We start from the raw sequence: 25,150 nt of genomic DNA, 5'->3' as shown, positions 1-25,150 counted from the left end.
TTTTTCGAGCCTTGCGCCCGCGGCAAATAGGCTTCCAGTGCATTTGACGTTAAATTTTTAACATATCGAAGTATAATCAATGGCGCAAAAAATGCCTTATTTCAGGTTTATTGAACTGCCGTTTATGTGAACTGTGCTGCATGCCGCGCATGGCAAAACATGCATGACGTGACCGTCTATGGCACACTAGCCGCCAGATATCTATCGCCGTCCTCACAGCCAGGTTTATTGACGTTCATGAGCGTAACCGCCCCAAACATAAAATCGTTGCCCTACAGCCGCAGTGCCCTGATGACGCTTTTCGCCCCGCTTTCAGCACAGCCCTGGGCGATGTTGCTGCATTCGGGCTTTGCCGATCACTCGCATAACCGCTTCGATATCCTGGTCGCACAGCCGCGCGTTACGCTCACCACCCAGGGCGCCGGCACGACAATCGAAAGTGACGGCGTCACCATTGAGTCTCAGGAGGATCCGTTCTCCCTGCTGCACCAGCAGCTGGCGGCGCAAGGCTGGCAGCCGGCGTTTAACCCGGAGCTGCCGTTTCAGGGCGGCGCCCTGGGGCTGTTCGGCTACGATCTCGGGCGCCGAGTGGAAACCTTGCCGCAGTTGGCTGAAGCCGACCTCGCTCTGCCGGACATGGCGGTGGGCATTTATGACTGGGCATTGATCGCCGACCACCAATTGCAAACCCTGACGCTGCTCAGCTATGGCGATGTGGAGCAGCGCTGGCGCTGGCTTATTAGCCAAACCGCGCCGACGGAGCGCCCCTTCACGCTGCTGAGCGGCTGGCGTGCCAATATGAGCCGCCGGCAATACGGCGAGAAGTTCCAACGTATTCAACACTACCTGCGCAGCGGCGACTGTTACCAGATTAATCTGGCGCAGCGGTTCTCCGCCGACTATCAGGGGGATGAATGGCAGGCGTTTTGCCGACTGAGCGCCTGCAACCGCGCGCCGTTTTCCGCTTTCCTGCGGCTGCCGCACAACAGCGTGCTGAGCGTCTCTCCCGAGCGCTTCCTGTGGCTGGCGCAGCAGCGCATCCAAACCCGCCCGATCAAGGGTACGCTGCCGCGGCTGGCGGACGCGGAACAGGACGCCGCACAGGCGCGCCGCTTAGCCGATTCGCCCAAGGATCGCGCTGAAAATCTGATGATCGTCGATCTGCTGCGCAACGATATCGGCCGCGTCGCCCAGCCCGGCAGCGTACGGGTGCCGGAACTGTTCGTCGTGGAGCCGTTCCCCGCCGTGCACCACCTGGTGAGCACCATTACCGCCACCCTGCCGGAGCAGGCCTCGGCCACCGAGCTGCTGCGCGCCTGCTTCCCCGGCGGTTCGATCACCGGCGCGCCCAAGGTGCGCGCGATGGAAATCATCGAAGAGCTGGAGCCGCAGCGGCGCAACGCCTATTGCGGCAGCATCGGTTACCTGAGCGCCTGCGGCACCATGGACACCAACATCACCATCCGCACGCTCGTCACCGAAAACGGCCGCATCCACTGCTCCGCCGGCGGCGGCATCGTGGCAGACAGCCAGGAGCAGGCGGAATACCAGGAGACCTTCGACAAGGTTGGCCGTATTCTGCCGCAGCTTGGGGAGTATGCCCCGTCGTGATCCCATCGAACTCACCGGCCTCGCTGCACGCCTTTATCAGCCGTTTTCAACTGCAGCTGCCGCAGGCGGCGCAGATCTCGCACAATGTGCGCCCGGCGGCGGTGCTTATCCCGATCGTCTGCCGCGCCGAGCCGACGCTGCTGTTGACCCGCCGCGCTGACTCGCTGCGCAAACATGCCGGCCAGGTGGCCTTCCCCGGCGGCAAGACCGACGCCGAAGACGGATCGGCGATCGTCACGGCGCTGCGGGAAGCGCAGGAAGAAGTGGCGATACCGCCGCACGCGGTGACCGTCCTCGGCCAAATGGCGCCGCTCGACAGCAGCACCGGATTTCAGGTCACGCCTATCGTCGGCCTGATCCCGCCGGACGTGCAGTTCCGCGCCAACGAGGGCGAAGTGGCGGACGTGTTCGAGATGCCCCTGCGGGAAGCATTGACCCTGTCGCGTTACTACCCGCTGGATATTCACCGCGCCGGCCGCACGCACCGCATTTATCTCTCCTGGTATCACAGCCAGTTTATCTGGGGGCTGACCGCCGCCATCATTCGCCGCCTGGCGCAACAGGTCAGTATTTAGCCCGCATTGCGTGATCTGACTCGCAATCTGGCATGGCCGTCGGCGTCAGCTGCAGGTAAAGCGATCGAAATCACTTCATTTGATCGCTTTTTCAACTACCGTTCCGGTTGAATGGTTTTAAAAAAACTGTAAACCCTCTCTTAAACCTTACGAAATACCTGTAAAATACCACCGTCCGAGATAAACCACTGTAGAAACAGGGATTAAGCCGGCGGCGTTCAGCACGGAAGGCTGGCGCGATTACCGCTAATGGAGCTTGGGCGAAAGCGGATACCCCGCTTAAGGGTTCGCCCCGGGTAATCAGGAAAAAAAGCGACACCACGGATTATTTAATTTCATGCGAAAAAGGCAGCCGAACCCGCACGGCCCTTTTACAATATCGCTGTTCCCTGCGCGGTTTTTAACCGCCGCAGCCATAACAATACGTCTCTTTAAGGAGTTTTAGCGTGATTAGCGTTTTCGACATGTTTAAGATCGGCATCGGCCCGTCCAGCTCTCATACGGTTGGACCGATGAAAGCCGGCAAACAGTTTGTCGACGATCTGGTAAATAAAGGCCTGATGCCTTCTATCACGCGTGTTGCCGTAGACGTTTACGGCTCACTCTCATTGACCGGCAAAGGTCACCATACCGATATCGCCATCATTCTCGGCCTGGCCGGCAACATGCCGGACACCGTCGATATCGATAGCATTCCAGGTTTTATTCGCGATGTAGAACAACGTCAACGCCTGATGCTGGCCAACGGCCTGCATGAAGTCGATTTCCCGCGCGACGGCGGCATGGTCTTCCGCAGCGACAACCTGCCGCTGCATGAAAACGGCATGCAGATCCACGCCTTCGCCGGCGATAAAGAAGTGTACAGCAAGACCTATTACTCTATCGGCGGCGGTTTCATCGTCGACGAGGAGAACTTCGGTAAGGACGCCGAGCAAGAGCTGCAAATGCCCTATCCGTTCAACTCCGCGCGCGAAATGCTCGATCACTGCCGCGAGACCGGGCTGTCGCTGTCCGGCATGGTGATGCAGAACGAACTGGCGCTGCACAGCAAGCAAGAGATCGAGACCTACTTCGGCAACGTCTGGCAAACCATGCGCGCCTGTATCGATCGCGGTCTGAACACCGAAGGCGTACTGCCGGGGCCGCTGCGCGTGCCGCGCCGTGCCTCAGCGCTGCGCCGCATGCTGGTGGCGTCGGACAAACTGTCCAGCGATCCGATGAACGTGATCGACTGGGTCAACATGTTCGCGCTGGCGGTTAACGAAGAAAACGCCGCCGGCGGCCGCGTGGTTACCGCGCCGACCAACGGCGCCTGCGGCATCGTGCCTGCGGTACTGGCTTACTACGATCACTTCATCGAGTCCGTCAGCCCGGACATCTATATCCGCTACTTTATGGCGGCGGGCGCCATCGGCGCGTTGTACAAGATGAACGCCTCCATTTCCGGCGCCGAAGTCGGCTGCCAGGGTGAAGTCGGCGTAGCCTGCTCCATGGCGGCCGCCGGCCTGGCCGAACTGCTGGGCGGCAGCCCTGAACAGGTGTGCGTGGCGGCGGAGATCGGCATGGAACACAACCTGGGTCTGACCTGTGACCCGGTCGCCGGCCAGGTGCAGGTGCCGTGCATCGAGCGCAACGCCATCGCTTCGGTCAAGGCGATCAACGCCGCCCGCATGGCCCTGCGCCGCACCAGCGAGCCGCGCGTTTCGCTGGATAAGGTGATCGAGACCATGTACGAAACCGGCAAAGACATGAACGCCAAGTACCGCGAAACGTCACGCGGCGGCCTGGCAATCAAGGTGCAATGCGACTGACAGATAACCCCGCCGCCCGGCGGGTTTTCTTTATGGGTAATCAATTCATTGAACGTTTTAGTGACAATGTCACCAGAAAAAATCCTGCATTTTTCTCATCGATCCGGCGGTTAGCCTGCAAATTGGCCTTCTGTTTTACCAAACTGAAATAATTTACTGAGTTACCATCAATCTTGTATAACCTCAGGCTAGAATTAGCCGAGCGCAACTTAAGGATCAATCGCCTGACTGTGACTCGGAGCTGGATTACCGAACAAGGATTTACCGGATGTTGATGACCCACCTCGCCGCGTCCCGATATCGTTACTACCGTTGGCTGCTGGCCGGAGCGGTGGGCGCGGCTATTCTGTTGGTATCGCTGTATACCCGTTACTATCAAGAGGTCAAAAGCATCGAGTTGAGCCAACACACGTTGGCCACCCGCACCGTCGGCAAGCTCAACCAGTTGCTGACGCCGGCGCAGCTGCAGGCGGAACGCAGCATGGACATGCTGAACCAGTCCTGCGAGAACGTGTCATCTACCCTGCGCTTTCGCGCCGCGCAAAATCAGGCGCTGCGCGCCATGTTGCTGGTGAAGAACGGCATTATTTACTGCTCCAGCCTGTTTGGCGCCCGTCATTATCAGCTGGCCGCGGTGATGCCCTCCTTCGTCAACAGCGACGCCAGGCTGGCGCTGCGCCCCTCGCTGGCGGTGAGCAAAGGTCTGCCCACGCTGGTGCTGTGGACGCCATCGCCCCGCGATAAAACCAGCGGCGTGCTGCACGTATTCAATATCGAGCTGCTGTCCAACTTTTTACTCGAGCCGCAGGAGCCTTACGTTCAGCGCGTGGTGCTGAACGTGGCCGACAGCAGCCTGGAATACGGCCGCCGCGAAATCCTGAGCCGCGATACCCTGACCAACGATCTGCGCTACACCGCCGGCTCCGCGCTGTATCCGTTCTCGATTTCGCTGTTCGGCCCGCAGATCGGCATGCTGGCGCTTTCCGCCCTGCCGCGCCATATTCCGCTGGCGCTGCTGATCAGCCTGTTGGCCGCCTATGTGGTCTATCTGCTCACCGCCAACCGCATGAGCCTGTCTTATCACATCGGCCATGCCATCACCCATCGCGAGTTCCGCGTCTACTGCCAGCCGATCATCCACAGCGATACCGGGCGCTGCGCCGGCGTCGAGATGCTGCTGCGTTGGAAAAAGAAACGGCAAGGGTGGATCTCGCCCGACGTGTTTATTCCGCTGGCCGAGCAGCATGAGCTGATCATTCCGCTCACCCGCTATCTGATGAGCACCGTGACGGAAAATCTGCAGCTGTTCCCGCCCCGGCCGTCGTTCTACATCAGCATCAACGTCGCCGCCGAGCATTTTAAAACGCTCAATATCATCGACGATATCCGCCAGATCTGGCTGCCGGCGCACCCGATGCCCTCGCTGATGCTGGAGCTGACCGAACGCACCGCGCTGTCGGCAATTCAGTATGACCAGATTCGCACGCTGAAAGACATGGGGATCATGCTGGCCATCGACGATTTCGGCACCGGCCACAGCTCGCTGAGCTACCTGAAGAACCTCAGCCCGGACGTCTTGAAGATCGATCGCGGGTTTACCGCCGCCATCGGCACCGACGCGGTCAACGCCACGGTGACCGACACCATCATTACGCTGGCGCAGCGCCTGAAGCTGAAACTGGTGGCAGAGGGGGTGGAAACGGAGGAACAGGCCGACTATCTGCGCTCACGCGAGGTCAATGCCCTGCAGGGATATTATTTCGCCAAGCCGATGCCGATCCACGTTTTCCCGCTGTGGTTGCAGCAGTACGAATCGCGCGTCAGGAAAGCGGAAGAGGATCCGCCGGAGGCCTGAGCCCCCGGCGGGAGGGTTACGCGTGCGCCGTCTCGTCCAGGACGACGCGGGTAACGCGCACCAGTTCGATACGGTATTCGGACACCTCAACGATATCGAACCGCAGGTGGTTCAGCTCAATGCTATCTCCCGCCACCGGCATCTGCCCGTAGTGGGCCAACAGCAGCCCCGCCAGGGTGGCATAGTCGGCGGTGGGGCTGACCAGGTCATCGCAGGCCAGCGCCTGTTCCAGCGAGTGCAGATCGGTTCCGCCCTTCACCAGCCAGCCGTCGCCTTCCGCCACGATGTCCGGCGTTTCGTCCTCGTCCGGGAATTCACCGGCAATCGCTTCCAGCACGTCCAGCGGCGTCACCAGCCCCTGCACCACGCCGAACTCGTTGGTGACCACCACCAGCCGCCCTTTGGCGCGGCGCAGCACCGCCAGCAGCTTGATGACGTCCATGGTTTCCGGCACCACGATCGGCGGCGTGCGGGCGGCGAACTCGGCGATATCTTCCCCTTGCTCCAGCGCCACCAGCAGATCCTTGGCGCGTACCACGCCCACGATCTCATCCACCGAATCGCGGCACACCGGGAACAGGCTGTGCGGCGTATCCAGCAGCTGTGCGCGCACCTCCTCGCGGGAGCGCTCGCAGTCGACCCAGGAAATGTCGGTGCGCGGCGTCATCACGCTGCGCAATGAACGCGAGGCCAGCGTCAACACGCCGCTGATCATATAGCGCTCTTCCGCCGCAAAGGTTTCATCCCTCGGCAAGGCGACCGCATCGTCCGTCTGCTGCGCACGCTGCTGCCCCATCAGGCGCATGATCGCTTCCGCGGTGCGCTCGCGCATCGGACGGCGCGCTTGATGCTTGATAAAGTTGCGGCGCGCGATCTGGTTGAACAATTCAATCAGGATCGAGAAGCCGATAGCGGCATACAGGTAGCCTTTAGGAATGTGCAAACCGAAGCCTTCGGCGATCAGGCTCAGGCGATCATCAACAGGAAGCTCAGGCACAGCACCACGATGGTCGGGTGCGCGTTGACGAAGTTGGTCAACGGCTTCGACGCCAACAGCATCACCGCCATCGCGATCACCACCGCCGCCATCATCACCGGCAGATCGTTCACCATGCCCACGGCGGTAATCACCGCGTCGAGCGAAAATACCGCGTCGAGGATCACGATTTGCACCACCACCGCCCAGAACTTGGCGTAACCGCGGTTAGCGCCGTCTTGATGCGTCTGCCCTTCCAGCCGTTCATGCAGCTCCATGGTGGCCTTGAACAGCAGGAACACCCCGCCGAACAGCAGGATCAAATCGCGGCCGGAGAAGCTGAAATCGCCGACGCTGAACAGCGGCGTGGTCAGGGTTACCATCCAGGAGATCACCGACAGCAGGCCCAAACGCATCAGCAATGCCAGCGACAGGCCGATAATGCGCGCCTTATCGCGCTGCTTCGGCGGCAGCTTGTCGGCCAAAATGGCGATGAACACCAGGTTGTCGATGCCCAGCACGATTTCCAGCACCACCAGCGTCAGCAACCCCGCCCAAATAGAGGGGTCCATTAAAAATTCCATATCAGACTCCAGAGAAAAGTGGGAATGAGCGCATGCCGCTCAGACGTGACGATGCCGCCGCTGCATGGGTGCAGTCGACAATAGCAAGGTGACGGGATGGGATTGCCGGGAGATGGCCGAAGGGCCGAACAGCATATGCAACGCCAGCGGGTGGCGGGTGAAACCTGGAAAAACAGTAACTTCGGTGACAGTCCATAGGGAGGGCTGAGGCCCTTCACTCCTTAGTGATGAAAGAAGGAATTACTGTATCAGGATTTTTCTGGGGGACAAAGCGGCTTTTTCAACGGCGGTTTAGGGTGACGTCCCCGCCATGTCATCTGCGACAGCTAAGATTTCTCCGAGCATTCAATAGCGGAGCAGCGTCACAAAAAATATTTTTTCACTCACTAAAATAAATGTCGCGTTCGTGAAGTATTGCGCACAGGCATTTGAAACTGCGTGAGAAATGTTAGGCGTGCGTTTCTTTTTTTCTACCATAATGTATCTGAACCGCGGAAGTGACTGCCAAGACGGCGCGGAGAAACGACACAAACCGCGCCTGGAGTTCAACGAGGAGGTAGCGAGTGGCAATAGCTATTATCATCGGCACACACGGGGCTGCAGCGGAACAACTGCTGAAAACGGCGGAGATGCTATTGGGCGAGCAGGACAACGTCGCCTTTATAGACTTCGTTCCCGGTGAGAATGCCGAGACGTTAATCGTCAAGTACAACGAAAAAATCAGTGGGTTGGATACCAGTGGCGGCGTGCTGTTCCTGGTGGATACCTGGGGCGGCAGCCCGTTCAACGCCGCCAGCCGCATTGCGGTCGACAAGGAAAACTATGAGGTCGTCACCGGGGTCAACATTCCGATGCTGGTGGAAACCTTCATGGCGCGGGACGACAACCCCGCCTTCGATGAACTGGTGGCGCTGGCGTTGGAAACCGGCCGCGAAGGCGTGAAAGCGCTGAAAAAACCGCAGGAAGAACCCGCAAAACCCGCAGCACCCGTCGCCAAAGCCGCTGCCCCTCAGGCGCCGCTGGGGCCGAATGACCACATGAAAATCGGCCTGGCGCGCATCGATGACCGCTTGATTCACGGCCAGGTCGCTACCCGCTGGACCAAAGAGACCAACGTCAGCCGCATTATCGTCGTCAGCGATGAAGTCGCCGCCGACCATGTGCGCAAAACCCTGCTGACCCAGGTCGCCCCGCCGGGCGTCACCGCCCACGTGGTGGACGTGGCGAAGGCCATCCGCGTCTGGAACAACCCGAAATACGCCAACGACCGCGTGATGCTGTTGTTTACCAACCCGACCGACGTCTTGCGTCTGGTGGAGGGCGGCGTGGATATTCAATCCGTCAATATCGGCGGCATGGCGTTCCGTCAGGGGAAAACCCAGGTGAACAACGCCGTTTCCGTCGATGAAAAAGATATCGAAGCGTTTAAGAAACTGAACGATCGCGGTATCGAGCTGGAGGTACGCAAGGTCTCGTCCGACAGCCGGCTAAAAATGATGGACCTGATTAACAAACTCAATTAGTGGCGCCAGCCGCTGATTATTTTACTCAGAGCTTTTTTGGTCATAGGAGAAGTGCAATGGAGATCACCACTCTTCAGATTGTGCTGATATTTATCGTTGCCTGTATCGCCGGGATGGGTTCCGTCCTCGACGAGTTTCAGTTCCACCGTCCGCTGGTCGCCTGTACTCTGATCGGCTTCATTCTCGGCGATATGAAAACCGGCATCATTATCGGCGGTACGCTGGAAATGATCGCCCTGGGCTGGATGAACATCGGTGCGGCAGTCGCGCCGGATGCCGCCCTGGCGTCCATCATCTCGACCATTCTGGTCATCGCCGGCGGGCAAAGCGTCGGCGCCGGTATCGCCCTGGCCATTCCGCTGGCGGCGGCCGGCCAGGTGTTGACCATCATCGTGCGCACCCTCACCGTGGCCTTCCAGCACGCGGCGGACAGCGCGGCGGAGCGCGGCAGCCTGCGGGCCATCACCTGGATCCACATCGGCGCCCTGCTGCTGCAGGCGATGCGTATCGCCATCCCGGCGGTCATCGTCGCCATCTCGGTCGGTACCGCCGGGGTACACGCCCTGCTCAACTCGATCCCGGAAGTGGTCACCAGCGGCCTGAACATCGCCGGCGGCATGATCGTGGTGGTCGGTTACGCGATGGTGATTAACATGATGCGCGCCGGCTACCTGATGCCGTTCTTCTACCTGGGTTTCGTGACCGCCGCCTTCACCAACTTCAACCTGGTGGCGCTCGGCGTCATCGGCGTGGTGATGGCCGTGCTGTATATCCAGCTCAGCCCGAAATACAACAAGTCTCAGGTTGTCCAGGCCGGCCCGGCTAACGCGAACGATCTCGATAACGAACTCGACTAGGAATAGGTGAGAGAAATGGTTGATACAACTGCTCAAAAGAAACTCACGCCGGCCGATATTCGCGGCGTATTCCTGCGCTCGAACCTGTTCCAGGGTTCGTGGAACTTCGAACGCATGCAGGCGCTGGGTTTTTGCTTCTCGATGGTACCGGTGATCCGTCGCCTGTATCCGGAAAACAATGACGATCGCAAACAGGCGATCAAGCGCCACCTCGAGTTCTTCAACACCCACCCTTACGTGGCGGCGCCGGTGCTCGGCGTAACCATGGCGATGGAAGAGCAACGCGCGAACGGCGCGCCGATCGACGACGGCGCGATCAACGGCATCAAGGTCGGCCTGATGGGGCCGTTGGCCGGTGTCGGTGACCCGATTTTCTGGGGCACCGTGCGGCCAGTATTCGCCGCGCTCGGCGCGGGCATCGCCATGAGCGGCAGCCTGCTCGGGCCAATCCTGTTCTTCGTGCTGTTCAACCTGGTGCGCCTGCTGACCCGCTACTACGGCGTGGCCTACGGTTACCGTAAAGGGGTGGATATCGTCAACGACATGGGCGGCGGCTTCTTGCAGAAACTGACGGAAGGGGCGTCCATTCTCGGCCTGTTTGTCATGGGGGCGCTGGTCAACAAGTGGACGCACGTGAATATCCCGCTGGTGGTGTCCAAGATCACCGACCAGACCGGGCATACCAACGTGACCACGGTGCAGACCATCCTCGACCAACTGATGCCGGGCCTGGTGCCGTTGCTGCTGACCTTCGCCTGTATGTGGCTGCTGCGCAAGAAAGTCAACGCGCTGTGGATAATCATCGGCTTCTTCGTCATCGGTATCTTTGGCTATTGGATTGGCCTGCTGGGCCTGTAATCGTTCGAAACGGCCGGGGGGCAACCCCCGGCTTTTTTATGTGTGGAGCAAGAGATGTCACTGACCGACGCCGTACTGATGCTGTTTATCACCCTGCTGTTGCTGTACTCGCTGTATGACGAATTCGGCATGGATCTGCTTAAAGGCAAAACGCGCCTCAAGGTGCTGCTCAAACGCCGTCACCGCCTCGACAGCCTGATTTTCGTCGGCCTGATCGCCATTCTGATTTACCGCAATGTCACCGACAATGGTGCGGTATTAACCACCTACCTGCTTATTTCCTTGGCGCTGCTCGCTATCTATGTTTCTTATATTCGCGCTCCAAAGATGGTGTTTAAAGCGCAGGGTTTTTTCTTCGCCAATGTGTTTGTTGAATATAACCGCATTAAAGCCATGAATTTATCGGAGGACGGTATCCTGGCCATCGACCTGGAACAGCGCCGGCTGTTGGTTCAGGTGACACACCTGGACGACCTGGAGAAAATTTATCAATTTTTCGTTGATAATCAATAGATAAATAAATAACCGCTTTGTTACCGCTCAAACCTTGCGCGGCCTGTGGGTAATTAATAGGCTGCGTCACTTTCACTCTGACTATTATTTCCGCAACATTGTTACCCACGTCTACATTATATTCCCGCATGAAATTAGATTAATGAAAACGAGTCTCAATTAAGTGCGAACATCACGCCAGAATAAAGTTGTCGGTGGCGGAAATAATATGGTATGGTTGCGCCGTCATTGGGGAGTAGCCGGTTTCTGGAGAATAAAACGCCAGAAACGCCCGTATCAACATACTCGTTTCGCCGTATGAAACGTGGTGCGGGCAGCCAGGTAAGGTTGGCGAGACCATAGACACGTAACTCCGTCGTTTGGTTGGGGGTGGGTTACGTGTATATGGAGCCACCCGGCCGAGGCTATTTCACATGAACCTTTCAGCAACACTCATTCTCGCTTTCGGCATGTCCATGGATGCTTTCGCCGCTTCGATCGGCAAAGGCGCCAGCCTGCATCAACCCCGTTTCCGCGAAGCGATCCGCACCGGCCTGATCTTCGGCGTGGTCGAAGCGATCACCCCGCTCATCGGTTGGGCCATCGGCCTGTTCGCCAGCCAATACATCATGGAATGGGATCACTGGGTCGCCTTCTCGCTGCTGTTCATTCTCGGCATGCGCATGATTGTCGAAGGGGTGCGCAACAAGCCCGATGAAGAAGAGAAGGTCAAACGCCACGGCTTCTGGATCTTGGTGGCTACCGCTATCGCCACCAGCCTCGACGCCATGGCTATCGGCGTCGGCCTGGCCTTCCTGCAGGTCAATATCGTGCACACCGCCATGGCCATCGGTTGCGCCACCATGATCATGGCGACGCTGGGCATGATGATCGGCCGCTTTATCGGCCCGCTGCTGGGCAAACGCGCCGAGATCCTCGGCGGCGTGGTGCTGATCGGTATCGGCGTCAACATTCTGCTGGAGCATCTTGGCTACCTGGCCTGAGGCGCTCGCGCTACAAAAAAAACCTGCCGCGGCAGGTTTTTTTGTTTCTGGGCTCACTGCGCCTGTTAAGCACGGCGCCGGTACAACGCCAGCACGAAATCCGTTTCGCACTCAAACTCGCCGCCGTGCGCCAGCCGCAGCTGCACCTCCGGCGTAGCACGCCAGGCGAACGGCGTCATCTGCAGCAGGTTAGCAGCCTGTGCGCCCGGCAGGGCCATCGTATAGGCCAATGCCTCTTTACGCTCACACTCGAATCCATCGAACTGTTCGTCCTGTTCGGCATGCAGCTGCGCCTGCTGGTACACCTGCTCTTTCAGCTGGTACAGATGACGCGGGCCCGGCGAAACCGTCACCACCACGCCGCCCGGCTTCACCACTCGCGCCAGCTCCGCCGCCTTGCAGGGCGCATAGATGCGCAACACCGCATCCAGCGCCGCGTCGGCGAACGGCAGGCGATGGCTGGAGGCGACGCAGAACGAGACCGCGGGATAACGCTTGGCAGCGTAGCGGATCGCTACCTTGGCGACGTCCAGCCCATAGACCGCCATATTGCGCGCCTGCGCCAGCCGTGCGGCCACGGCGGCGGTGTAATACCCTTCCCCACAGCCTATATCCAATAACGCGCCTGCATCGGCCGCCAGCGCCAAATCCAGCCACTCTGCCACCTGCTGCTGCAGCGGCTGATAAAAACCGCCGTCGAGAAACGCGCGCCGCGCCTGCATCATTTCCGCGCTGTCTCCCGGCTGCTTCGATCGCTTGTGCTGTACCGGCAGCAGATTGACGTAACCTTCTTTGGCTTGATCGAACTGATGATTGCCGTCGCAACGCCAGCGTTGCGATGAGAAATGCAGCGGTTGATGACACAGAGGGCATTGATAGGACATGAATGGGCTTCCAGAAAGACAGGGCGCGGCTAGTCTAAAGAAGGCGTCGGCTCGATGCAAGGCGCATCCCCGCTCGCTTTCGCCGCCAACAACACCTGGTCAAGCGGGGAAAAAGCTGGCTACACTGTGAGTCTGTTTTCTCACGCAGGTGAAAATAACTTATGAGCGATCGTTCCGCGCTGCTCGATGCGGTGCCCCACATTCAGCACGGCTTCGGCAGCAAACTCGCGCTGCTGCCGGGGCATCTGCTGCCCTACAGCGCCACGCTGCCGGAAAAGAAGCAGGTGCACGGCACCCGTATCGTCGAGGTGCTGCAACCGGCGCAGGCGTGCGGTGAAGCCGACGGCTTCTACACCCGCCAGCCCGGCATTCTGCTCGGCGTGCTGACGGCGGACTGTCTGCCGGTGCTGTTCAGCCGCCGCGACGGCGGCGCCATCGCCGCGGTTCATGCCGGCTGGCGCGGGTTGCTGGACGGCATTCTGGAACAGATGGCAGCGCGCATTCGCCAGGACGGCGACACCGCCGACTGGGTGGTCTCTATCGGCCCCGCCGCCGGCGCATGCTGCTACGAAGTCGACGAAGCGCTGGTGGAGAATTTTAAACAGCGCCTGCCGCTGCCCGCCACGCTGATCAGCCCGCATTACCGGCATCTGGATTTGGCCGCGATTGCCGAACACAAGCTGGCGGCGCTGGGCTTCGCCGCCGTTGACCGCGCCGGCAGTTGCACCATCTGCACGCCGGACGTCGACCCGCAGCGGCCGCAGCGCTTCAAGTACACCAGCTATCGCCGCAACAGCCATCGGCGCGCGCAGGATCCGACGCATCCGGGGATCAAAGGCCGCAACCAGTATGCCGGCATCATCATCGCCGCCGGATGACGGAAACGAAAAAGCCCGCGCGGAGGCGGGCTTTTTGTACAGCTGACGCTGATTAGATAGCAGTAACGTTTACTGCAGATGGGCCTTTCTGGCCATCTTGGATTTCGAACTCAACGTTCTGGCCTTCAGCCAGGGTTTTGAAGCCGTTACCCTGGATTGCAGAGAAGTGTACGAACACGTCTTTGCTGCCGTCAGCCGGGGTGATGAAACCGAAACCTTTAGACTCGTTGAACCACTTAACTTGACCTTTGATCTTTGCCATCTTGAGTATTTCCTTTGGATTGTTTAAACCGCCCGTGGGCGTTACATAGACAAACTAGAGTCGTTACTGCTTGAGGCACTAAGATAAGGATCGGCAGAGAAGCGGTATTCAACGCTAACGTCTTTACTCAGAACTTCTTTACTGAAAATGCCACACATATACAGAACTGTACCTCGTTTTACCCAGATGCGTTATCACATACTCTGTATGCGATGGCAAGCCATTTTTAATCACTGAACGACATGTCGCACATATTTGAAACGGTCGAGCGCCGCATTTGCTTAAATAGCCCAAAAGATGTTGAAGCATCGGCTATTTTCTGCTTGCCAAAATCACTGCGCCAGACCCCGCATTCTGATAGCGTTTTAACAAAACTTTCATCGTTTTGACGCCTCTCCTTCTCGGCACTTTCGCTTTTTTGCCGCTTATAGCGTTAAAAAATTTGAATCTTTATGGAATGTCATATGCAACATTTGAATATCGATGAACGGGGGCCAATTTATTCAATGCTCCTCCGACCCTTTAGCACCGGAAAGCGCATTCATCGTCGGTCTTCAACCCTGCCGCCACAGGGTGAGAACCCCATCGCGTCGGAAGGCGCAAGTGAAGCGGGTACCGCGGGCAACGGTTGCATAAGCATGCAACCTCCAGACGCCTCTCCCGCTGGCCGGTTGTTTCATCCTAAATAATCCGAAAGCCACGAGTCTGAATAACCGGAATAATCTTATGAATAGCGAAAGTGTGGCATGGAATTAAATCTTGAAGATCGGGTGGTTATTTGAATCACCACCCGTGCTTATCGATTCTGCTAATTACCGCCACGCTTTCAAACCGTTGATCTTATTCTTTCCCCGGTACCGCAGGGTGAAGAGAGAACGCTTGCTGCGAGTCCTGCAACGCGATGCGCTCGCCAATCTTCAACGGGTGGAATTGATGCTGATCCAGCCCCGCCTCGCTCAGCGCCAGGTTCAACTGCTGCGGCGGCTCGTCGAGCGATTCGTCCGCCAATTCGAATACCCCCCAATGGATGGGAATGGCGCGCGGCTGATTCAGCTCGCGATACAACGTCACCGACTGCTGCGGATCCATATGCTGCTCCTGCATGAACCAGCGCGGCGCATAGGCGCCAATCGGCAGCGCCGCCACGTCGAACGGCCCCAGCCGTTGACCGATCTCCGCCAGCCGTTCCGAATAGCCGCTGTCGCCGGAAAAATAAAACCGCAGCGCCGGATGGTGGATCACCCAGCCGCACCACAACGAGCGATTGCGATCCCACAGCGTGCGCATGCTCCAATGCCGCGCCGGCGTGGCGTAGACCGTCAGTTCGCCCAGCGACAGGCTCTGCCACCAGTCCAGTTCATGCACCTTCAGCCGATAGCGGCGAAACCAGCGCTTCAATCCGAGCGGCACGATAAACTCGGCCTGTGGAAAGCGCCGCGCCAGCTGCCGCACCGTGCGCCTGTCGAGATGATCATAATGATTATGGGAGATCAGCACCGCATCCACCGCCGGCAGTTGCCCCACCGTCAGCGGCGTCGGCGTTCTGCGCTTCGGGCCGTAGAAGCTCAGCGGCGATGCGCGTTCAGACAACACCGGGTCGATCAGGATATAGCGCCCGCCCAGCCGCAGCAGCATTGACGCATGTCCAAGCCACCAAATGCTGTCATCGCCGCCGCTGAGATCGGCGGGTTGCCACCAACGCTCGGTAAATTGCGCGTAGCCCTGCTGCGGCGGCCTGGGCAGCCCCTGCCGCTTGCGTTCATCCTGCCAACGCTGCAGGTCGCCCTCCTGGCGCTGCGAGGGTTCCGGGTTGCGAAATCCCTCCGGCGTGTGATGCGCCTTGGCCGCGTCGTAATAACGGTTGATTCTCTTCATCCTGCCTTTTCTCCCGACCACTGCGCCCTGCACGGGCATGACTTTCAGTGTAACAAACCCGATGAAGCTCGCACTTTGTCAGCCGTGCGCTGCATCTCGGGACCTTTTGCCGTATGCTGTTGTCTCACTCCGGTGAGACAGCCAGGGCCGCCAAGAGCTCGTTAAGACTCTCTTAAGATCTTTGTGATTGACTTGTAGGGCATACAGAAAAGGAGAAGTTATGAGTCGTTCTACATCCCGCAAATCAGGCATCGGCCTGGGGCGCCGTATTCGCAGCGCGCTGCTGGCGCAGAAGCAATACTGGAAAATGTATTTCGCCATGAAGCTGCGCCGTCTGCGCGTACCTGCCCCGCTGGTGGTGCTGGGCGGTTCGCTGCTCGGATTCTTCATGCTGACCCTGCTGATGCTCAGCGTGGTCGCCATCGACGTGATCAGCACCCTGCTGCTGCTGTGTCGGAAACTGCTGGGGCGGGGGCATAGTGAGGGGCGCGCCTTTATGCCGCGCGGCTAACGAGAAAAGAAGCGGAGGCGCGCAATACGCCTCCGCAGCATACCGATTAACGCTTTGCGCCTTTACGGCGCGTCAGCATAAACCCGCACCACAGCACCGCAATCCACACCGGCATCAGCAACACCGAAATGCGGATCCCTTCGCTGAAATACATAATCACCAGAATCAAGCTGAGGAACGCCAGGCACAGGTAGTTGCCGAACGGGTACCACAGCGCCTTAAAGCTGGGAATGACGCCCTGGCGGTTCTTGGCGGCGCGGAATTTCAGGTGCGCCAGGCAGATCATCACCCAGTTGATCACCAACGTTGAAACCACCAGCGCCATCAGCAGCTCAAACGCCTTGCCGGGCATCAGGTAGTTAATCAGCACGCCGATCGAGGTAATCAACGCCGATAGCGCAATGGACAGCACCGGCACGCCGCGCTTGTTAACCCGCGTCAGCGCCTGCGGCGCATTGCCCTGGCTGGCCAGCCCGAACAACATGCGGCTGTTGGCATAAACGCCGCTGTTGTAGACCGACAGCGCGGCGGTCAGCACCACCACATTGAGCACGGTCGCCACCAGATTGCTGTTCAGCGCATGGAAAATCAGCACGAACGGGCTGCCCCCCTCCACCACTTGCCCCCACGGATAGAGCGACAGCAGCACGGTCAGCGAGCCGATATAGAAGATCAGAATGCGGTACACCACCTGATTGGTGGCTTTGGGAATGCTGCGGCGCGGATCGGCGGCTTCCGCCGCGGTGATGCCGACCATTTCCAGGCCGCCGAACGAGAACATGATCACCGCCATCGCCATCACCAGCCCGGAGAAGCCGTGCGGCATAAAGCCGCCCTGCTGCCACAGGTTGGTGATGCTGGCCTGCGGGCCGCCGTTGCCGCTGACCAACAGCCAGGCGCCGAACACGATCATGCCGACAATCGCCACCACTTTGATGATGGCGAACCAGAATTCGGTTTCGCCGTACAGGCGCACGTTCACCAGGTTAATCAGGTTGATCAGCACGAAAAACAGCGCGGCGGAGGCCCAGGTGGGGATCTCCGGCCACCAGTACTGAATGTAGATGCCGACAGCGGTCAGTTCCGCCATGCCGACCAGAATGAACATCGCCCAATAGTTCCAGCCGGAAAGAAAGCCGGCGAAGTCGCCCCAATATTTATAGGCAAAGTGGCTGAACGATCCGGCGACCGGCTCCTCCACCACCATTTCGCCCAGCTGGCGCATGATTAAAAACGCGATAAAACCACCGATGGCGTAACCCAACAGCACGGCGGGGCCGGCCATTTTAATGGTTTGCGCAATGCCGAGAAATAAACCGGTACCGATGGCGCCCCCGAGGGCAATAAGCTGTATATGTCTGTTTTTTAAGCCGCGTTTTAGCGGAGTATCCTGATGCTGACCGCCCATCTTATCCTCATATGGCGTACACCCTTGCCGCTATCGGCCAAGATTTCACCAATCAATAAATGTATCTGCGGGCGGCTTTTTAACACTTAACCCCGTGAGCATCAAGGAGAAGCGCCCCGAGACGGCGGGCCGGAGCGCGATTTTTTTACCGTGAGAAAGCGGATAAGAGCGGCGTTTAGCCCGGCATTCCGCACAGTTTGGTCAGGTTGCGCGCGCCGATCATCAGCGTGGCGACATAGGATTGGCTACGCGTGACCACTTCCACCGCCACGCGATCGTTTTGATATTTTATCAGGTAGGTCGAGGGCCAGCCCTGACGGCGCTGGCCGAAGCTTTCGGCATGACGATCGATCGCCGCATGGGCAATCACCAGATGAGACAAGTTTTTATCACCTTTGATAATGCGCTTCATAAACAGCCTCCGCCAACGACAGCTCTGTTATTAGAAAAAGGAGAAACTCTTACCAATCACCGGTATTGTTCGACTCAGTTAGCCTGTCGGCTCATCAGGAAGCAGATCATCGCCGCGCGCAGCGGGCTGGCGCTGTCCGCCTGCCATTCACCGCCCTGGGTGCTCATGCGCGCCTGCCATTGCGGGCTGTCGCTTTGGTTATCGGGGTTCAGACTGATTTTGTTGGCGCAAATGATCGGCCAGGCATCGGAGGGATTCTTGCAGTAATCTTTACCTTTCACACCACCGTAGGGATACCACTTGTCCGGGTTCTCTCCGGTCAGCAGCGCGATGCTGCGGTTCACTTCGGCATCGCTTTCTTCGTACCATTTAATCATCGGCTTCATCCATCTTTCGTAAGGTTCGCGCTACATTACGATGTCTGTACGACAGTTTTATGACAGCGCCGCCGGTTTTCACATTATCTCTACTAATGCTTTGCCCCCTTTATCTTTCCTGAGCGCCTGCGTACACTTTTCTCTCTGTTCTGCGCCCAGGAAACGCATGCATGTTGACCGGCCTCAACCATCTGACGCTTGCCGTCAGCGATCTCGATCGCAGCTTCGATTTTTATCGTCATCTATTGGGTTTTACCCCGCACGCCCGCTGGCAAGGCGGCGCCTATCTTTCATTGGGGTCATTGTGGCTATGCCTGTCGCTGGATGAAAGGCGCACGCAACAACACGAGCGCGATTACACCCATTACGCCTTCAGCGTAGCGCCGGAACACATTGAACAGGCCAGCCAGCAGTTGCGCCAGGCCGGCGTCGAAGAGTGGAAAAGCAATCGCAGCGAAGGCGAATCACTTTATTTTCTCGATCCTGATGGGCATCAATTGGAGATCCATGCCGGCGATTTGGCCAGCCGCCTGGCGGCATGCCGGGAAAAACCTTATCAGGGCATGGTGTTTTACTGAGGCGCCCCGGCGGCAGCGCCAGCCGGAGCATCATGCTCAACGTTCGGGGATAAAACCTTTGAAATCCAGCGCGGGGCTGAGATCGTCGTCGTCAGCAGCAGCGCCGTCAGTGCCAGCGCGGTGCGCCATACGCTTCAACAGCGCCGTTTGCTGACGCTGTTGCTCGGCAATCTCTTGCAGCAGGCGAATCTGCTCGTTGGCGCGCACGCTGGCGCGGTTCACCAGGAACCAAACCCACAGCCCGGCCAGCAACGCCACGGCGGCGAGGGCCAGCGACAACAGGCCGTTCTGGCCAAAACCTAAATCGTACATGAAAAACCCTATCTACTGCGACATTCAGGCCGCCATCTTAACACTCGCGGCGGCCGTGCGAACATCCCTGCCGAAAATTGCTTACCAGGGCACGAAGCGGGTCACCGAACAGATGCCCAACGCAAAATTTCCACCATCGTCGCAATAGCTGTCCAGCGCCAGCAGGTAGAAAAACAGGCAGGCAGCGACGGCCGTCATTATCACGAGGATTTTTTTTCGCAACAAATTTAGCAGCCTCATTGTTATCTGGGTAATCTATCGCGCATGTTATCACAGCGAAGTTAAACGAAGTTTAACTTTTCGTTTAGATTTCTGGCTATCGCCCGGTTTTCAGACTGTTACCCTTGCCCTCGCATGCGCGCCGTGGCTAGATGCTCTCTCAGGGACAACGAGGAAATGCGATGAGTAAATTGATTAAGTGGGTACTGGTGTTGGCGGTCATTTACGGCGGCTTTTTGATCTCGGGTTACGGCGTGCTGATCGGCAGCAACAAAAACGTTGGCGGGTTGGGATTGCAGTGCAAATACCTGACGGCGCGTAACGTGGCGATCGCCCAGTACGTGAATGGCGACAACGGTTTCATCGGCGTAGCCGACTGCCCGCTGTTCAAGAAAATCGAAACGGTGGTGGATTAACCGCCACCGCCCGACGCCGTCGCTCTGCGGCGGCCCCGCCTCAGTTGCGGGTAAACTTCATCTCGATCAGCGCAATCGCCTTGTCAATCGCTCGGCGGGTCACCGGATCGGCGCCAGCAGGGTGCGTGGAGAAATCGATGCTTTTGAGCTGACCCGCCATCTTGTCGCGCACTTCGGTCGGCGCAATCACGTCGATAACGTCCAGAATCTGTTTGATGACCAGTTGGCAAGCGACCAGATCGGAAGCCAATTCCTGCTCGTTGCTCAGCATGTCAGACATAATAACTTTCCTTCTTGATTCAAACGCCGCACAGAATAGCATGGCGTCCGCGCCATTGCCCGCTCTCCCCGTCTTTTTCCCCCTTCTGCGCACCGCCGGGCAAAAGCCCGCGGCGGATTAGCCTATACTTGCAGCATGACGGTGGCAAAAACCACCCCCAAGCCACAACCAACAGGAGAAAGTTATGGCGAATCACAATGTGAAATCCTGGGCGACAGTGCGTGAAACTTCGGTGGAGATCGCCGAAGCCATTTTTGAACTGGCAGGGAACGACGAAGTGTTGGCGCAGAAAATCTGGGAAGAAGGCAGCGACGAAGCGCTGGAGAAAGCCTTTGCCAAAACCACCTCCGACCAGCTTTATTGGGGAGAGGAAACCGTCGAGCGGAAAAACGTTTGAGCGCCTGCGCAACAAAAAGCCCGGGTTTCTGACCCAGGCTTTCCCGATTGGCGTTCGCCCCGCTCAGCGGCGTGCAATATCTCTTGCTCTCACGGTTCTTCACCTCCCACACCTTCCGCGTTTTTCATGCTCATCACCGGCATCGCCATAAAAGCGCCGACGCCCACGATTACAACCAGAGTAATAATCACTGTCATTAACATGCGATCACCCCATCAACGTTGAGTTGTTACGGCTGACTCTGTTTTGGCGGTTACTTGCTGCGGCCTTCTTTGCGTCCCCCACCGAGGCGGTGACCGTCTCAGATTAGCCGTTTTTCCTTTCGGCTGACAAGCGGCGGTTACGCGGTTTTTCCGAATAATTGCCACCCGACACCGGCGGCGTTTTTGTCCACGGCGGCAAGTTGTGTATACTTCACCGCTATGTAGGTCTCACACTGACGCACTGATGATACAAGAACACCACCTCTCATTGGTCTGCGCCCTCAGCAAATGGGTCGAAACTCACCTCGGACGAGTGATCCATCTCGAAGAGCTGGCCGAGTACTCCGGCTACTCGCTGTGGCACATGCAGAAGCTGTTCAAAGAAGCGACGGGGATTTCGCTCGGCAAATACATTCGCGAACGCCGTCTGGCCGGCGCGGTCTACCAACTGCGCAGCAGTGAAGCGTCGATCTTCGATATTGCCCTGGACTTTGGCTTCGGTTCACAGTCTCACTTCACGTACATGTTCAGAAAGCGTTTTAATATCACGCCCTATGATTTCCGCCAGGATTTGAGCGTCGATCTGCATATCGATCCGCCGCTGCACGTCATTCACCAAAAATCCGCCTGAAGCCCGCCGCAAACCGGCGGGTTAACGCGCCGCCCATGCCGCCAGTATCGCGATCGCGGCCGGCAGCGCCTGCACCCACAGAATTTTGCGGCTGGCGGTCAGCCCGCCGAACACGCCGGCCGCCAACACGCACCCGAGAAAGAACAGTTGCAGCGCCATATCCCCACGCCAGTAGCTCCATGCCAACCCCACCGCCAGAAAGCCGTTGTACAACCCCTGATTGGCGGCCAGCACCCGGGTGGCGGCGGCGAACTCCGCCGTCGTGCCGAATGCGCGCCTGCCGAGTGGCGTACGCCACAGGAACATTTCCAGCACCAGGATATAAAGATGGAGCGCTGCGATGAGCAGCAGCAAAATATCGGCAAAGAGCTTCATGAGGATCCCGGTCGTTTATTGAAGATGTCATCAATTATAAACTCCGCCTCTCATCTTCCCACCGGCGGAGATAAAAAAACCCGCCGAGGCGGGTTTATGCAGGAGTCATTTTCTGAGGTTAGTTTAATACGGCGACCAACAATGCCGCGACAGAGGCCCAAAACAGCGCCGTGGCAACCACGACATGGGACAGTCTTGCACGATAGAGTACCTGGCTCATAATGACCTCACTGACATCTGACTAACGGGAGACAACCTTACTTCCTGAGGATTATCCTAAACTTCTTCTCGCTGTCATTATATGCGCCAGATCACTTTTCCGCCGATAAACCTTATATTGTCGTAAAGCTGGAGCCGCGATCACATTAATTGCGCCTTATTAGAGCGAAATAAGCCGAATAATCGCGGCGATTATATCCTAACGCTATCAAACATCGCTCCAGGGCAGGCGTGGCGCGGTCATGCGCTCACCAGAATAACCGCTAACCGCCGGGAAGCGCGGCGCCCCTTGTTCCCAATCATGCTGAGCCCGAGTAATTTCAGCCTTGCTATGGCCAACGAAATTCCACCAGATAAGGATCTCTTCGTTTAATGGTGCCCCACCGATTAATAATCCCCGGCTGCCCTTTTGCGCATTTAACCCAATAGAGTTATTCTTCATGCCCAAATAGGCGAACTCATCAGGTGAAAAAGTTTCACCATTAAGTTCAAACGCACCAATAAGGGGCAAAAAGCCGATTTCATAATCATCGCGCAGCGGCAATTCGATCCTCGCCGCTTCCTGCCATTCCAGATCAATGGCGATTAATGGCGAAAGCGTAAACACCGGTGAACGGTAAGCGCCAAATTCCCCAACCAGCAAACGGTGATTCACGCCGTTATTCTGCCATTGCGGCAAGTCAGGATAATGATCGAAGCGTGGCGCCATGTCGGCATGTTCGGCCGGCAACGCGATCCATAATTGTGCGGCATGCAATCGCCGTTGCTCACCCACCGACTGTTCGGTATGCGCAATGCCGCGCCCTGCGGTCATCAGATTAACCTGGCCCGGGCGAATCACCTGCTCACTGCCGAGGCTGTCTCGGTGCAGCACCTCCCCCTCTATCATCCAGGTGAACGTTTGCAGCCCGATGTGCGGATGCGGCCCCACATCCATGCCGGGCGAGGTGCCGTTGAAGACCGTCGGCCCGGCGTGATCGAGAAAACACCAGGCGCCGACGGTGCGCCGCTCCCGGGTTGGTAACGCACGGTTGATCGGGATGCCCCCCACTTCTGCGTTACGCACGGCAATACGTTGTATCTGGCGCACGCCGTCAACGACAGGGCATTCGCGTGCAGGTGAAGAGAGCGTAGGACGTGACTGACTCATCGCAAAGACCTCCTGAATGGCGCAGATTCGCCAAGGGTAACCGCCCAAGCTTAACACAGGACCGCTTCCCCACAGAGCGGCGACGCTCAGGCGCAGTTGCGCGGTTCAGGACGCTTTGATATAGCAGCTCATGATGTCTATATCGTCCTGCGCGTGCCTGAGATCGGAGAAATAGGTCACGCCAAAGAGAATTGATACCACCAGCAGCACGGACACCAACAGGCCGATAATCGCCAGCAGTTTGGTCTCATCATGGAGATTAGGCTCCATTTTATCTCCCCTAGTTAATCGCGTCAGGTCACCCACAGCGTGACCGCCAGCGTAAAGATAATCAGTGAGCAGGACGCCACCGCCAACACGACGATCGCAAATTGCGCATCACCCAAGGTTTCTCGATAGTTTTTATCCGTTGAGGCGTTACGCTGTTGTTTCACTAAATCGGTTTCACTCGTTCAACTGCTGCATTGCTGTTTGATGGGGCAAAACATCCCCTCAGAATAAGGCGCCAACGTTGTCGCCTTGGTCGTTCCGGCTCAACCGGGGGATGACGCTATCAATTTTCCCCATCAGGGTCAACACCGCGGCTGCCGGCAAGCGAGCGGGTACACAGGGGAAATGTAACCGGCATCAAGATCGCAGGGAAATAAGAGACACCTATTGCAGAGGACAAAAAAAAGCCCGGTACACAACCGGGCTATGGCAGACCGACGCGTTATTGCGGGATACGCAACACCTGCCCAGGATAAATCTTGTCCGGGCTCGACAGCATCGGCTTGTTGGCTTCGAAAATCTTGTTGTACTGATTGGCGTTGCCGTACATCTCTTTAGAGATGGCGCTCAGCGTATCGCCCTTCTTCACGGTATAGAAGCGGCTCTCGGCGTCGGGTTGCGTCACCGCCACCTTATCCTCCACGCCGCTGATGCCCGCCACGTTGCCGACAGCCACCAGGATCTTCTCTTTTAACTCCTGGCTGACGGCGTCGCCGGTCACTACGGCTTTACCATCGATCACCTGCACATTGACTTTGTCGGTGTCCGGCAAGCCGCTCTTATTGAGATGCTCCTTGAGTTTGGCGCCTTGATCTTCGGCGGAGGCATTACCGGTGACTGTGTCCCACAGTTTTTCACCCGCTTCTTTGACGAAGTTAAACAAGCCCATATTCACTCCTTTTGATGGTTTCACTAATGCGTTTAAGTAAGGCTAGTTAAGCTTAGCATCGACAAAAGGATATGCCATCCGCTCACGGCGTCAGAAACGGTTAGAGTATTCCGAAAGTGTCGTCAACGGCGTTTCGGTGGCGATTAATCGCGCAATGATGCTGAAAAATCGCGCTTTTTTACCTACACTGTTGCAGACAGAGCAACTCGACGAAGGAGGCGTGCAACGATGTACGCATTGGTGATGTTTGTCTGTTATCTGGATGGTGGCTGCAGTGAAATGGTGGTCGACATATTGCGCGACGAGCCGCAATGCCTGGTCGCGATGAAGGAACAGAACTTGCGACACGCCGGCTGTTATCCCATGGAAGAGTTTATCGACGGCTTCTGGTTGCCAGCCAGCGAATATTCGGATTTTTAACGCCCTCCCCGCGCGACGCTGAGGAATTTCTGATTTCA

At 57.8% G+C, this 25,150-nt stretch carries 31 protein-coding genes, 1 pseudogene and 1 riboswitch; of the genes and pseudogenes, 16 read left to right on the top strand and 16 right to left on the bottom strand.

All coding sequences use genetic code 11. The features are described from left to right. The first annotated feature begins 237 nt into the window (after positions 1-237). The 4 genes from pabB (at position 238) to ACSBQQ_RS04180 (ending at position 5,852) form a co-directional block, all read left to right on the top strand. On the top strand, positions 238-1,611 hold the full coding sequence (gene pabB / locus ACSBQQ_RS04195) for an aminodeoxychorismate synthase component 1 (RefSeq protein WP_060428225.1): 1,374 nt from the start codon (positions 238-240) through the stop codon (positions 1,609-1,611). Further along, positions 1,608-2,186 (top strand): CoA pyrophosphatase, encoded by a 579-nt coding sequence (locus ACSBQQ_RS04190; RefSeq protein ID WP_033654422.1) that lies wholly within the window; start codon positions 1,608-1,610, stop codon positions 2,184-2,186. The genes pabB and ACSBQQ_RS04190 overlap by 4 nt, the downstream gene beginning before the upstream one ends. A gap of 446 nt (positions 2,187-2,632) precedes the next feature. Beyond that, a complete protein-coding gene (gene sdaA / locus ACSBQQ_RS04185; protein WP_033634884.1) occupies positions 2,633-3,997 on the top strand; it encodes an L-serine ammonia-lyase in 1,365 nt (454 codons plus the stop codon). Positions 3,998-4,265: 268 nt separating this feature from the next. Next, positions 4,266-5,852, top strand: coding sequence for an EAL domain-containing protein (locus tag ACSBQQ_RS04180; RefSeq protein WP_039565702.1), 1,587 nt, complete (start codon positions 4,266-4,268; stop codon positions 5,850-5,852). A 16-nt stretch (positions 5,853-5,868) separates the two neighbouring features. On the opposite strand, the pseudogene ACSBQQ_RS04175 reads toward ACSBQQ_RS04180, so the two are convergent. Further along, a pseudogene (locus ACSBQQ_RS04175) lies at positions 5,869-7,412 on the bottom strand (TerC family protein). Positions 7,413-7,975: 563 nt separating this feature from the next. Between ACSBQQ_RS04175 and manX the strand changes: the two are divergent. From manX to mntP, 5 genes are all read left to right on the top strand, one after another. Next, a complete protein-coding gene (gene manX, locus ACSBQQ_RS04170) occupies positions 7,976-8,935 on the top strand; it encodes a PTS mannose transporter subunit IIAB (RefSeq protein ID WP_033654424.1) in 960 nt (319 codons plus the stop codon). Between the two features lie 56 nt (positions 8,936-8,991). Then, on the top strand, positions 8,992-9,792 hold the full coding sequence (locus ACSBQQ_RS04165; RefSeq protein ID WP_033634888.1) for a PTS mannose/fructose/sorbose transporter subunit IIC: 801 nt from the start codon (positions 8,992-8,994) through the stop codon (positions 9,790-9,792). A gap of 15 nt (positions 9,793-9,807) precedes the next feature. Next, positions 9,808-10,650 (top strand): PTS mannose transporter subunit IID, encoded by an 843-nt coding sequence (locus tag ACSBQQ_RS04160; protein WP_033634889.1) that lies wholly within the window; start codon positions 9,808-9,810, stop codon positions 10,648-10,650. Between the two features lie 54 nt (positions 10,651-10,704). Further along, on the top strand, positions 10,705-11,163 hold the full coding sequence (locus ACSBQQ_RS04155; protein WP_033647681.1) for a DUF986 family protein: 459 nt from the start codon (positions 10,705-10,707) through the stop codon (positions 11,161-11,163). A gap of 218 nt (positions 11,164-11,381) precedes the next feature. Beyond that, positions 11,382-11,565, top strand: a riboswitch (yybP-ykoY riboswitch). An 11-nt stretch (positions 11,566-11,576) separates the two neighbouring features. Next, positions 11,577-12,146: a manganese efflux pump MntP gene (gene mntP / locus ACSBQQ_RS04150; RefSeq protein WP_033647683.1), complete on the top strand. Its 570-nt coding sequence runs from the start codon at positions 11,577-11,579 to the stop codon at positions 12,144-12,146. Between the two features lie 65 nt (positions 12,147-12,211). Here the strand turns inward: mntP and rlmA are convergent, their stop codons facing one another. After that, positions 12,212-13,030 carry a 23S rRNA (guanine(745)-N(1))-methyltransferase gene (gene rlmA / locus ACSBQQ_RS04145; protein WP_033647686.1) on the bottom strand — a complete coding sequence of 273 codons (819 nt, stop codon included), beginning with the start codon at positions 13,028-13,030 and terminating at the stop codon, positions 12,212-12,214. 161 nt (positions 13,031-13,191) lie between these two features. Here rlmA and pgeF point away from each other — a divergent pair, with 161 nt between their 5' ends. Next, on the top strand, positions 13,192-13,908 hold the full coding sequence (gene pgeF / locus ACSBQQ_RS04140) for a peptidoglycan editing factor PgeF (RefSeq protein WP_033634893.1): 717 nt from the start codon (positions 13,192-13,194) through the stop codon (positions 13,906-13,908). A gap of 52 nt (positions 13,909-13,960) precedes the next feature. On the opposite strand, the gene cspE is transcribed toward pgeF, so the two are convergent. The 3 genes from cspE to ACSBQQ_RS04125 all read right to left on the bottom strand — a co-directional run bounded on the left by cspE (position 13,961) and on the right by ACSBQQ_RS04125 (position 16,045). Next, positions 13,961-14,170: a transcription antiterminator/RNA stability regulator CspE gene (cspE, locus tag ACSBQQ_RS04135; protein WP_002221949.1), complete on the bottom strand. Its 210-nt coding sequence runs from the start codon at positions 14,168-14,170 to the stop codon at positions 13,961-13,963. 41 nt (positions 14,171-14,211) lie between these two features. Further along, the gene (locus ACSBQQ_RS04130; RefSeq protein ID WP_002211058.1) at positions 14,212-14,328 is read right to left on the bottom strand and encodes a DUF2627 domain-containing protein; all 117 of its coding nucleotides are present in this window, start codon (positions 14,326-14,328) and stop codon (positions 14,212-14,214) included. Between the two features lie 682 nt (positions 14,329-15,010). Continuing rightward, on the bottom strand, positions 15,011-16,045 hold the full coding sequence (locus tag ACSBQQ_RS04125; RefSeq protein WP_033654428.1) for an MBL fold metallo-hydrolase: 1,035 nt from the start codon (positions 16,043-16,045) through the stop codon (positions 15,011-15,013). Positions 16,046-16,265: 220 nt separating this feature from the next. Here ACSBQQ_RS04125 and ACSBQQ_RS04120 point away from each other — a divergent pair, with 220 nt between their 5' ends. Next, positions 16,266-16,556, top strand: coding sequence for a hypothetical protein (locus tag ACSBQQ_RS04120; RefSeq protein WP_033647690.1), 291 nt, complete (start codon positions 16,266-16,268; stop codon positions 16,554-16,556). A gap of 46 nt (positions 16,557-16,602) precedes the next feature. Here the strand turns inward: ACSBQQ_RS04120 and ACSBQQ_RS04115 are convergent, their stop codons facing one another. From ACSBQQ_RS04115 to ACSBQQ_RS04105, 3 genes are all read right to left on the bottom strand, one after another. Further along, positions 16,603-17,964 (bottom strand): amino acid permease, encoded by a 1,362-nt coding sequence (locus tag ACSBQQ_RS04115; protein WP_033634896.1) that lies wholly within the window; start codon positions 17,962-17,964, stop codon positions 16,603-16,605. Between the two features lie 175 nt (positions 17,965-18,139). After that, positions 18,140-18,376 (bottom strand): DUF4060 family protein, encoded by a 237-nt coding sequence (locus ACSBQQ_RS04110; RefSeq protein WP_004927680.1) that lies wholly within the window; start codon positions 18,374-18,376, stop codon positions 18,140-18,142. Positions 18,377-18,450: 74 nt separating this feature from the next. Then, the gene (locus tag ACSBQQ_RS04105; RefSeq protein ID WP_004927682.1) at positions 18,451-18,753 is read right to left on the bottom strand and encodes a phage protein NinX family protein; all 303 of its coding nucleotides are present in this window, start codon (positions 18,751-18,753) and stop codon (positions 18,451-18,453) included. 170 nt (positions 18,754-18,923) lie between these two features. Here ACSBQQ_RS04105 and fos point away from each other — a divergent pair, with 170 nt between their 5' ends. Continuing rightward, positions 18,924-19,331 (top strand): fosfomycin resistance glutathione transferase, encoded by a 408-nt coding sequence (gene fos / locus ACSBQQ_RS04100; RefSeq protein ID WP_060425860.1) that lies wholly within the window; start codon positions 18,924-18,926, stop codon positions 19,329-19,331. Positions 19,332-19,367: 36 nt separating this feature from the next. On the opposite strand, the gene ACSBQQ_RS04095 is transcribed toward fos, so the two are convergent. Both ACSBQQ_RS04095 and ACSBQQ_RS04090 read right to left on the bottom strand, forming a co-directional pair. Further along, positions 19,368-19,643 (bottom strand): YebO family protein, encoded by a 276-nt coding sequence (locus tag ACSBQQ_RS04095; RefSeq protein ID WP_033647694.1) that lies wholly within the window; start codon positions 19,641-19,643, stop codon positions 19,368-19,370. An 81-nt stretch (positions 19,644-19,724) separates the two neighbouring features. After that, on the bottom strand, positions 19,725-19,883 hold the full coding sequence (locus ACSBQQ_RS04090; RefSeq protein ID WP_004927688.1) for a PhoP/PhoQ regulator MgrB: 159 nt from the start codon (positions 19,881-19,883) through the stop codon (positions 19,725-19,727). A gap of 161 nt (positions 19,884-20,044) precedes the next feature. Here ACSBQQ_RS04090 and ACSBQQ_RS04085 point away from each other — a divergent pair, with 161 nt between their 5' ends. Then, positions 20,045-20,278: a YobH family protein gene (locus tag ACSBQQ_RS04085; protein WP_004927690.1), complete on the top strand. Its 234-nt coding sequence runs from the start codon at positions 20,045-20,047 to the stop codon at positions 20,276-20,278. A gap of 40 nt (positions 20,279-20,318) precedes the next feature. Here ACSBQQ_RS04085 and ACSBQQ_RS04080 read toward each other — a convergent pair whose 3' ends face one another. Continuing rightward, positions 20,319-20,558 carry a DUF2766 family protein gene (locus ACSBQQ_RS04080; RefSeq protein WP_004927692.1) on the bottom strand — a complete coding sequence of 80 codons (240 nt, stop codon included), beginning with the start codon at positions 20,556-20,558 and terminating at the stop codon, positions 20,319-20,321. 184 nt (positions 20,559-20,742) lie between these two features. On the opposite strand from ACSBQQ_RS04080, the gene ACSBQQ_RS04075 reads away from it, so the two are divergent. Both ACSBQQ_RS04075 and ACSBQQ_RS04070 read left to right on the top strand, forming a co-directional pair. Next, positions 20,743-20,955, top strand: coding sequence for a YccJ family protein (locus ACSBQQ_RS04075; protein ID WP_060427946.1), 213 nt, complete (start codon positions 20,743-20,745; stop codon positions 20,953-20,955). 447 nt (positions 20,956-21,402) lie between these two features. Then, on the top strand, positions 21,403-21,789 hold the full coding sequence (locus tag ACSBQQ_RS04070) for a helix-turn-helix domain-containing protein (RefSeq protein WP_004927697.1): 387 nt from the start codon (positions 21,403-21,405) through the stop codon (positions 21,787-21,789). Between the two features lie 21 nt (positions 21,790-21,810). Here ACSBQQ_RS04070 and ACSBQQ_RS04065 read toward each other — a convergent pair whose 3' ends face one another. From ACSBQQ_RS04065 to lysM, 5 genes are all read right to left on the bottom strand, one after another. Then, on the bottom strand, positions 21,811-22,164 hold the full coding sequence (locus ACSBQQ_RS04065) for a DUF1304 domain-containing protein (RefSeq protein ID WP_033654431.1): 354 nt from the start codon (positions 22,162-22,164) through the stop codon (positions 21,811-21,813). Positions 22,165-22,591: 427 nt separating this feature from the next. Then, a complete protein-coding gene (locus ACSBQQ_RS04060; RefSeq protein WP_033634901.1) occupies positions 22,592-23,533 on the bottom strand; it encodes a pirin family protein in 942 nt (313 codons plus the stop codon). A 105-nt stretch (positions 23,534-23,638) separates the two neighbouring features. Continuing rightward, positions 23,639-23,803 carry a hypothetical protein gene (locus tag ACSBQQ_RS04055; protein ID WP_162846224.1) on the bottom strand — a complete coding sequence of 55 codons (165 nt, stop codon included), beginning with the start codon at positions 23,801-23,803 and terminating at the stop codon, positions 23,639-23,641. Positions 23,804-23,826: 23 nt separating this feature from the next. Next, positions 23,827-23,967: a hypothetical protein gene (locus ACSBQQ_RS04050; RefSeq protein WP_162846225.1), complete on the bottom strand. Its 141-nt coding sequence runs from the start codon at positions 23,965-23,967 to the stop codon at positions 23,827-23,829. Between the two features lie 278 nt (positions 23,968-24,245). After that, positions 24,246-24,692, bottom strand: a complete 447-nt coding sequence (lysM, locus tag ACSBQQ_RS04045; protein ID WP_048321675.1) for a peptidoglycan-binding protein LysM — start codon at positions 24,690-24,692, stop codon at positions 24,246-24,248. Between the two features lie 228 nt (positions 24,693-24,920). Here lysM and ACSBQQ_RS04040 point away from each other — a divergent pair, with 228 nt between their 5' ends. After that, entirely contained in the window at positions 24,921-25,112 is a 192-nt protein-coding gene (locus tag ACSBQQ_RS04040) for a YebW family protein (protein WP_004934567.1), read from the top strand. Positions 25,113-25,150: the final 38 nt, after the last annotated feature.

Origin of the sequence: Serratia sp. G204Y (genome assembly GCF_051172435.1) — a bacterium.
GTDB lineage: Bacteria > Pseudomonadota > Gammaproteobacteria > Enterobacterales > Enterobacteriaceae > Serratia > Serratia sarumanii.
Note: the sequence above shows the minus strand (reverse complement) of the source record. Positions and strands in the feature narration are given on the sequence as shown.